Source organism: Nostoc sp. (assembly GCF_036919575.1).
In the GTDB taxonomy this organism is placed as follows: Bacteria; Cyanobacteriota; Cyanobacteriia; order Cyanobacteriales; family Nostocaceae; genus Nostoc.
Genome location: NZ_JBALBY010000132.1, coordinates 23,957 through 33,612, shown reverse-complemented (window position 1 = coordinate 33,612; position 9,656 = coordinate 23,957). Strand labels below are relative to the sequence as shown.

Below are 9,656 nucleotides of genomic sequence, written 5' to 3'. Positions count from 1 at the left end.
CTAACCCTCCCCTTATAAAGGGGAGGGAACTGGATTTTCTTGTTTCCCCCCAATATATCGGGGGGATTAAGGGGGGTAAAACGCCTGTGGGATAAACGTTTGGGCTTAAGTTGACACCAATAAGCATTGCTGTGCCCCGAAGATAAATCTATATGTATCAGGGTTTGCGTGAAATGATATAAGTGGGTGAAATTAAATAACCTCACCCTGCCTCCGGCTTCCCTCTCCTTAATAAGGAGAGGGATTGAGGGTGAGGTTTGATCTTATATTTAATTACGCCTTCCTACTACTTAGTAAGTAACTGGGCGTGAATAATTAAAGGTTTGTAGTAAAGGCTTCGCCGTGAAAATAGCACTGGAGATGATGACTACGAGCCAATTTAATTAATTTTATATTGCGTAATATAGTTTCATTTATTCTTGCCCACTTACTTGTAGCAAGGGTGCATCTTACTCACTTTTGAAAAAATATCCCTAATGCATAGTGAATGGAATTCGCGCCCCAGTTGCTTCAAGTTAGGGATCTGTAGCTTTAAATTTTTACAAATCCAACAGGATTGCTATATATAAAATTCACAATAATTTTTGACTTTCCATAGTATATTTCTGAGAAATTAGCTTCTAACAAAAGACGTTTTAAAACTAAATAAAAATCTATCTGTGGATAAGTTACTAAAATTTACAAACTAGCTTAGGGTATATACAGCCTAAGCAATAAGTATTGGTTGTTCCAAGACATTTTCATGCCCCATCTTCATTATTCCCACTTACTGCGTTATGGCATAGTTGTCTTAATTGTTGCACTTGTATTAGTGCTGATGTTAATGCTAGACCCCTGGTTAAGCATGAGTCAAACTCCTTTTCTGTTATTTTATAGCGCTGTAATGGTGAGTGGTTGGTATGGTGGTTTGAAGTCAGGGCTGTTAGCAACCTGTTTGTCTGCGTTATTGAGCGATTACTTCTTTCTCTCCCCAGCTTATGATCTGAGTTTTGACTTATCCGATTTTGTGCGAATTGGATTGTTTGTATTACAAGGATTGCTCTTTAGTATCATCTGTGAGCGATTAAAGACTGCTAAAAGAAGCGCTGATGGAAATCTCCAAAAGCTGAGAGTTAGTGAGGAGCGATTTCGATTAGCCTTAAGTAGTTCAGATATTGTGATCTTTCAGCAGGATCGCGATTTGCAATATCAGTGGATTCATAATCCTCAAGGTCTAGAGACTGCTGAAGAAGTCTTAGGTAAGTCTGATGATGAATTATTTCCAGCTTTAGTAGCAGAGCAATTGAGAGCAATTAAGCTGAAGGTAATAGAAAGTGGTGTTTCAACCCGTGAAGAGGTTTATCTAACAATTTCTGGAGAAGACCGTTACTATGATTTGATGGTTGAACCGCTAAGGGATGCAGACAATAGCATTCAGGGTATTATCTGTGCAGGTGTGAATATTACTGAGCGTAAGCAGGCAGAACTGGAAAAAGCTACGTTGCACCAGGAACTTCAGCAAGCTATTCAGCAAAAAGACGAATCTTTGGCGTTACTCAATGCTTGGGTTACTAGTTCACCAATGGCGCTGGCTTTTCTCGATACTGAACTTCGCTACATTCATGTTAATGAAGCGCTAGCAGCCATCAACGGTGTACCGCAAAGTCAACATATTGGCCGCACCTTTAGGGAAGTACTACCGGAATGGGCAGGGCAAATTGAGCGTGTATTTGAGCAAGTGATGCAAACTAGGCAGCCCTTGCTTAACCAGGAAGTTAGCGGTGAAACTTATCCGCCTGGGGTCTATCGTTATGGTCTTGTCAGCTATTATCCCGTGTGTTTGCCGGATGGACAGTTGTTGGGAGTGGGCATTAGTTCAATTGATATTACTCAACTCAAACAAACTGAGCAAGCATTACGGGAAAACGAAGCGAAGTTTCGCAGCGTGGTTGAGTCAAACATGATTGGTATTGGCTTCTGGGATAGAGACGGCAGAATTACAGACGCTAACGATGCCTTGCTGAATATGGTAGGTTATTCTCGTGAAGAATTACTTGCCGGAACACTTCGCTGGCAAGACCTAACTCCAATAGAGTATGTGCCACTTGATAATGAAGCACTGACTCAAATTCAAAACAGTTCCTTTTGCACACCATATCAAAAGGAATATATCCGTAAAGATGGCTCACGCTTGCCGATTTTGGCAGGTGCTAGCCATTTTGAAGGGACTGTAAATCGAGGAGCTTTTTTTATTCTCGATATTACAGAGCGCAAACAGGCTGAGGAAAGACTCCGCTATATCGCCGAAATTAGTAGTTTACTCTCTACTTCGCTAGATTATGAACAAACTTTAGAACAGATTGCCAAAATCTCAGTTCCCCAACTAGCTGATTGGTGTAGCGTTGACATTTTAAATGAAGATGGTTCCATTCGCCGCCTACCCATTGCCCATGCAGACCCATTGAAAGCAGAGTTGGCGCGTAAACTTGAGCAGTATGTTCCAGATTCCAAGGGTGCAAGTACAATCGCCAAGGTACTGCAAACCAGGCAACCAGAATTAATTTCAGAAGTCTCTGACTCCCTATTGGTGGCGACTACTCACAATCAGGAACACTTAGAAGTAATTCGGCAAATGGGGATCAAGTCTTTGATGATTGTGCCTTTAATCGCACACCAACAAATACTCGGCTGCATCTCCTTTGCCACCGCAGAATCAGAGCGTCGCTACGATCGCACTGACTTAACTTTAGCAACAGATATTACCCATCGTGCTGCCTTAGCAGTGGAAAATGCCCGACTTTATCAAGATATCCACCAAGCTTTAGTCCATTATGCCGAATCTCTATCTCTTCTAGATGCGCTCTTAGGTGCAGCACCTGTGGCAGTATGCTTTTTGGATCGGGAACTGCGATATATCCGAATTAATCAAGTTTTCGCTGATATTAACGGTTTGACCATAGAAGAGCATCTAGGACGCAAATTTGGGGAAGTGTTGCCAGCGATGGCGGCTGAGTTGGAGGTACAGTTACAGCGCGTGTTGGATACTGGAGAACCCCTGCTAAATGTGGAAATTAGTGGTGAGACAAGGGGACAACCCGGACGTTACGGCTACTGGCTGGGCAACTATTACCCGGTCAACAACGCAATGGGTGAAACGGTAGGAATTGGAATTATTTTGGCAGATATGACCACAGCAAAACTAACAGAAGTTGCTTTGCGCGAAAGCGAAGAAAGGTTTCGGGCAATGTTCAATCAGGCAGCTGTCGGCATTAATCTAGTAGCGTTGGATGGACGATTTATTCAGGTTAATCCTGCCCTATGTGAGATTACTGGATACGGCTATGAAGAGTTAATGGAGATGAACTTTCAGGAAATTACCCACCCTGACGACTTAGAAGTTGATTGGCAGAATTGTCGGCGAGTTTTGGCAAAAGAAATTAGTGGTTATTCCCTAGAGAAGCGCTACATCCGCAAAGATGGTTCTATAGTTTGGGTAAACCTAACTTCATCAGCAGTTTGGGATGCTAATGGACAAGCAAAATATGCATTAGGGATTATTGAAGATATTAGCGAACGCAAACGAGTTGAAGCCACTCAAAACTTTTTAGTCGAAGCCAGCACCTTACTAGCTGCCTCATTAGATTATGAAATCGCCTTGGAAAGTGTGGCAAATCTGGCAGTTCCAACCTTAGCCGACTGGTGTATTGTAGATGTTTTCCAGGAAGATTGGTCAAGTAAACAAATTGCGATCGCAATTGCCGACCCCACAAAACTAAATACTTTAGACGAAATCCGACGGCGTTATCCACCCAAAAATAGAGCTAAACAGCTTGTAGAGCGTCTACAGTTGGGAATATCTATCTTTTATCCCGAATTATCTGAGTCTCATCTTGTACAGATGTCTCAAGACGACGAACATCTGCAATTGCTGCAAAGTCTAGGTATTCGTTCTCTAATGGTGATTCCAGTTCGTTCCCGTGGGCAATTGTTTGGAGCAATCTCTTTTTTTACAGCCGAGTCAGGTCGCCGCTACCAACAGGCAGACTTGGCTTTAGCAGAGGATATTGCTCGTCGGGCGGCGACAGCCATCGACAACGCCAGACTCTACCAGGAAACTCAACAGGCAAAACAGGCGGCTGAACGGTCTGTGAATCGCACCATACTTTTACAAAAAATAACTGCTGCCCTCTCGGAAGCGCTAACTCCCCAACAGGTAGCTGATGTGGTGGTAAACCAAGGAATTGCCGCCTTAGGAGCCACTGCTGGTTGCGTTGTCTTACTCACTGAGGGAGGTACTACCCTCAAGGTTGTGCAAGCAATTGGCTATCCGCCATCGCTCATCGATACCTGGGCAAATTATCCCATCACAGCACCTAACCAAGTCGCAGAAACAGTCAGAACTAAGCAGCCGATTTTTTTAGAAAATTTAGCAGCAATGATTGCTAAATATCCGAACTTAGCAGATGGAGTGGCTCTCACAGGAAATAATGCCTGGGCTGCCATTCCCTTGGTAGTAGAAGCCAAAGTAATTGGCGCACTGGGATTAAGCTTTGCCACTGCCCAAATATTTGATGAAGAATACCGGGGATTTATATTGACAATTGGGCAACAGTGTGGACAAGCGATCGCTCGCGCTCAACTTTACGAAGCCGAAAAGACTGCAAGGGCACAAGCTGAGACGGCCAACCGGATTAAAGATGAATTCCTCGCTGTCCTTTCCCATGAACTCCGAACTCCCTTGAATCCGATTTTAGGGTGGGCAAAGTTACTCAGAACCCGCAAATTCGACGAACCCACTAGAATCCGGGCATTGGAAACAATCGAGCGGAATGCCAAGTTACAAACTCAACTGATTGGAGATTTATTAGATGTTTCGCGGATTTTACAAGGTAAAGTCAGATTAAATTTGTATGCAGTAGATTTGAAAGTAGCGATCGCATCTGCACTAGAAACGGTGCGTTTAGCAGCAGAAGCCAAATCAATTGAAATAAAAACGCTGCTAAGTAATGATATCGGCAAAGTTCTCGGCGATGGCGATCGCTTGCAACAAGTGATGTGGAATCTCCTCTCCAATGCCGTTAAATTCACACCCACAGAAGGACGAGTAGAAGTGCGTCTAGAGCAAGTTGGCTTAGATGCCCAAATCGAGGTGATTGATACAGGTAAGGGAATCAACCCAGAATTTTTGCCCTACGTATTTGATTACTTCCGACAAGCAGATGCCAAGACAACCAGAGTATTTGGCGGACTGGGATTAGGACTAGCAATTGTGCGTCATCTAGTAGAACTTCACGGTGGTACAGTTCAGGCAGAGAGTCTGGGAGAAGGACAAGGGGCTACCTTTACAGTTAGGCTACCTTTGCTGAAAAATTCTGAGTTGCGAGTCAGCAGTGATGAGACTTCTCAACCAGAACTCACCACTGAAGACACATTACTTGCTGGAGTGCAAATCCTGCTTGTGGACGATCAAGCTGATGTGCGAGAGTTTTTTAGCTTTGCGCTAGAACAATATGGCGCAACTGTAACAGCAGTTGAATCAGCAGCCGAAGCGCTGGAAACATTAGCACTATCATTGCCAGATATCCTGTTAAGCGATATTGGAATGCCCTTGATGGATGGCTATATGTTGCTTGGCGAGGTGAGAAAATTACCGCCAGAGCAAGGCGGGCAAATTCCAGCGATCGCTTTGACTGCGTATGCTGGAGAAATTAACTACAACCAAGCAATGGCAGCCGGATTTCAAAAACACTTACCTAAACCCGTCGATCCTGTGGATTTAGCTACAGCGATCGTCAATCTTATCGGGCAGAATCAACCTTGATTTGACTACCTGCCTCGTTCCCAGGCTGCTGCCTGGGAATGTGATCACTGGGAGGGCTGCTGCCTCCTCTCAAACTGGGAGGCAGCAGCCCTCCTACAAGAGCATTACAAGGCAGAGCCTTGTAACGAGATGTGATGCATATTTGGTTATGTCTGTCAATGCGTAAGTCCTAAATACAACACGGCGTAAATAAATCATCCATTCCAAATTAATGAAACGCATACGCTGTATACCTGTTTGAATTTTGAATTTTGAATTGTTAATTGGTCAGTCTTGAGAACGATTTCGAGGGAACAGGTAAGCGATCGCAGCGTAACCCGAAAGACTGAGTAAACTAACCAAAAAAGCAGCCAGAACAAAAGTATACATAATGTTATAATCTAGGCATTTCCAAAATCTCGCCATCTATCAAAAAATAAGATTTTGGATACTTTCAAATTAGCAATTGGGTATGACACAGCCGTGACTACCTTGTGTCAATCCCTTGTATCTCAAGGGTTTTTACCTAATTTTAGATTTTAAATTTTGGTTCAATCTAAAATCTAAAATCTGTCTTGAAAAGTTTGCTCAAACTCCTCCACCCCCGCACGCAACTTTATGTCTCCGACACGCTCTTCGCGTTCGCAAAATCCAAAATCCAAAATTGTCAAGCTAAAGGTAGAAAAAACCGAAACGTACTACCAACTCCTAATTCGCTTTCTACCTGAATCTGACCGCCTTGTAGTTCAATCAAACGACGGGAAATAGTTAAGCCAATACCAGTGCCTCCCGAATGGCGATCGCGCGATTGGTCGGCTCGCCAGAAGCGCTCAAACACATGGGGCAAATTTTCTGGAGCGATACCAATACCTGTATCTATAACCGCAATCCAGAGTTGAGATGCTTCAATCCCAGCATGAATGGTAATTAAACCTTCATTAGTATAACGCACTGCATTACCTAGCAGATTAACCAATACCTGTTCTGTGCGGTCAATATCTGCCAATACCGGAGGTAGCACAGATGGACATTGCAAGAGCAGAACTGGCCCATCTTCTAACAGTTGGTCGGTAAATTTCTCCACTAATGACTCTAACAACGGACGCAGATTTAACCGTTGGATATTAATTGGTAGATAACCAGCTTCTGCCTTAGACAGTTCTTGTAAATCGTTCACCAACCGCTCTAAACGCCTAGTTTCTCTAGCTAAACGCCGATAGATTTCAGGAGACGCTTCAATTTGTCCATCAGCCAGTTCTTCTAAGTAACCGCGCACCACTGTTAACGGTGTTCGTAGTTCATGAGTCATGTCGCCAATCACTTCTCGCCGCCGCGCTTCAACCCCTTCTAAACTAGCTGCCATCCGGTTAAAACTAGCACTCAGTCCACTGAGTTCTGGAATGTCAGACACAGGTAATCGGGCATCCATCTGACCAGCAGCAAATTTTTGAGTGATTTGTTCCATCTCGGTCAATCGCTCCATAATCCGTCTGGACACCCAATAACTCAATCCTCCGGCGGCGGTGGTGCCAACTAAGACTGACCAAATAGTGCTTCGCTGCCAAGCAAGTTCAAATCCTGCAACCAATTCAGTACGGACATCGATTAAGTCGAACCCCTGATTTTCTAATCGTTCTAAATGCAAGACAAACAAGCGGGGGGAAGAGATTTTGCTGATGCTCACCAGACTAGCCACCCCCACGAGCATTACTACTAAGTGGGAGAAAAATAGGCGCGTTCTCAGCCCCATCTTCATATATTCACCGAAAAATTGGGTTTAAAGCCCCGTCGTAGAACAACGGCTTTCAATTAATTAGTGTACCAATATACTATACTAATGATGGTGGAAAGGTAATCAACCACTTAAAAAACCTAGCTGTCGAAAGACAAAGCGCTGAACCTTGATAATTGAACGCCACTTGCTACAACGGGGGGAAACCCCGCAACGCAGTGGCTCATCTATGCGGTTCTACTGCATTGTTCTAGTTTCCTCCTAGCAGTAGGTAAAAGATTCATAGGGGCTAGACGACTCAGAATTTTGGAACAAATTGTTTCAAGTAAAACAGGACTTGCACCAATGCAACTACCGAGGGGCACTCGGAAAGTTAACGCTTGGGGAGAATCCCACCTCTGGTCTAGATGACGCAAGGAATCACGCTTTAAGTGGTTTCGTTGAACCAAGAATCCCCGTCGATTTATCGCGGGGAGTGTCAAGCTACCGGAGGATCTTCAAATTTATAGCCAACCCCAACAACAGTTTTAATAAAAGTCGGATTTGCCGGGTCAGGCTCAATCTTTTTTCGCAACCGAGCTACATGAGTATCTACGACTCGTTCATCACCAAAAAAGTTATCTCCCCAAAGTTTATCAATTAGTTGAGTGCGGTTCCAAACTCGACCTGGATTGCTGACAAAGGTGGTTAGCAAGTTAAATTCTAGGGTAGTTAAATCCAAAATTTCAACCTCCTGAGAATTCAGCTGACGACTGGCTGTGCGCTGGTCTACATCGACAATAAAGTGTTGGGTACGATTGACTTGATTTTGTCCCCCTTGGCGGAGGCTACGCCGTAATAGTGCCCGTACCCTAGCTACCAACTCTCTGGGGCTAAAGGGTTTCACCATGTAATCATCAGCACCAGTAGACAAACCAATGACGCGATCGATTTCCTCACCCTTAGCCGTGAGCATCAAAATGTAAGGATCTTTTGCACCTGGTTTTTGGCGAATTCTGGCACAAACTTCTAACCCATCCAAACCAGGAATCATTAAATCTAGGATGATTAAATCAGGTGGTTGCTCCTGAAACATCCGCAAAGCATTCATCCCATCGCGGCTAATGCGACAAAAAAATCCTTCTTTTTCTAAAGATAGTTCAATTAAATGAGCAATTTCTGGTTCATCTTCAACTATTAAAATATCCATTTCAACTAGGTTCGAGCAAAATACGGAGATTAAAGATTTGAATTAGACTGCGTGCGATAACTATAGCCAAGATGAGAATCTTTTTGAATGTATGCTTTAATACTATCGAGGTCAATGAAGCAGTCAGCAACATCAATCAAGCTTTCACTAGTGGACGTTTGCAGACTGACCACTTCCACTCGAACTCCCATTCTACTGACAGCGTTCACAGCATAGGCTAAATCTCCATCCCCACTGACTAAAATCGCAGTATCATAATAAGGAGCTAAAGTTATCATGTCTACAGCAATTTCTACATTCAGATTTGATTTTTTAAAATTCTCTGCCGCCATAACTAGCTCTTTTGCCACTACACGATAGCCATTACGACGCATCCACAATAAAAAACCCTGTTGCTTTTCATTGCTGGTATCAACCCCAGTATAGAAGAAAGCCCGCAACAGTCTGGAACCGTTAGTTAAATGACAAAGCAATTTAACGTAGTCAATTTCTATACCGAGTTGTAAAGCTGTATGAAATAGACTTAAGCCATCAATAAAAATAGCAACTCGACCACGATTGAAGCTATTGAAAATCGAACTATCAGATGCAGGATCTCGCATCTTGGTATCTTTACCTTTGCCAGCAGTATCGCTCAAATTTTGCCCTTGCCAATGTGGTTTAGCTTTGAGTACTTTAGATTCCTTAAATTCATTTGTATGTTTGCTAAAATTAGTTATAATCATTGATACCTCTGATTTTAAAGTTGCCAAGAGTTTTGAGTAAATTGTCTATAGTATAGTCTGTGCTGATTTAGAACCCTAACAAGTAATGATCTTAAGTCACTACATAATACAGATAAACTAACAGGATTCAAAGTACATAGCGGAAGGGTTTTTCATTGTTCTCAGGGTTAGTTTGACCAGATATTGCCTCGTTCCCAGTCTCCGACTGGGAATGCCCCTCATTGAGGCTCC

General features: G+C 43.3%; 4 protein-coding genes. 1 reads left to right on the top strand and 3 read right to left on the bottom strand.

All coding sequences use genetic code 11. The features are described 5' to 3' along the window. Positions 1 to 742: 742 nt before the first annotated feature. Complete coding sequence (locus V7K27_RS36340; RefSeq protein WP_334953738.1) at positions 743 to 5,800, top strand: PAS domain S-box protein; 5,058 nt, start codon at positions 743 to 745, stop codon at positions 5,798 to 5,800. A 646-nt stretch (positions 5,801 to 6,446) separates the two neighbouring features. Here the strand turns inward: V7K27_RS36340 and V7K27_RS36335 are convergent. The 3 genes from V7K27_RS36335 to V7K27_RS36325 all read right to left on the bottom strand — a co-directional run bounded on the left by V7K27_RS36335 (position 6,447) and on the right by V7K27_RS36325 (position 9,425). Further along, the gene (locus V7K27_RS36335; RefSeq protein ID WP_334953737.1) at positions 6,447 to 7,535 is read right to left on the bottom strand and encodes a sensor histidine kinase; all 1,089 of its coding nucleotides are present in this window, start codon (positions 7,533 to 7,535) and stop codon (positions 6,447 to 6,449) included. A gap of 454 nt (positions 7,536 to 7,989) precedes the next feature. Then, a complete protein-coding gene (locus V7K27_RS36330; protein ID WP_292828268.1) occupies positions 7,990 to 8,700 on the bottom strand; it encodes a response regulator transcription factor in 711 nt (236 codons plus the stop codon). 29 nt (positions 8,701 to 8,729) lie between these two features. Next, a complete protein-coding gene (locus V7K27_RS36325; protein ID WP_334953735.1) occupies positions 8,730 to 9,425 on the bottom strand; it encodes a LabA-like NYN domain-containing protein in 696 nt (231 codons plus the stop codon). Positions 9,426 to 9,656 lie beyond the last annotated feature (231 nt).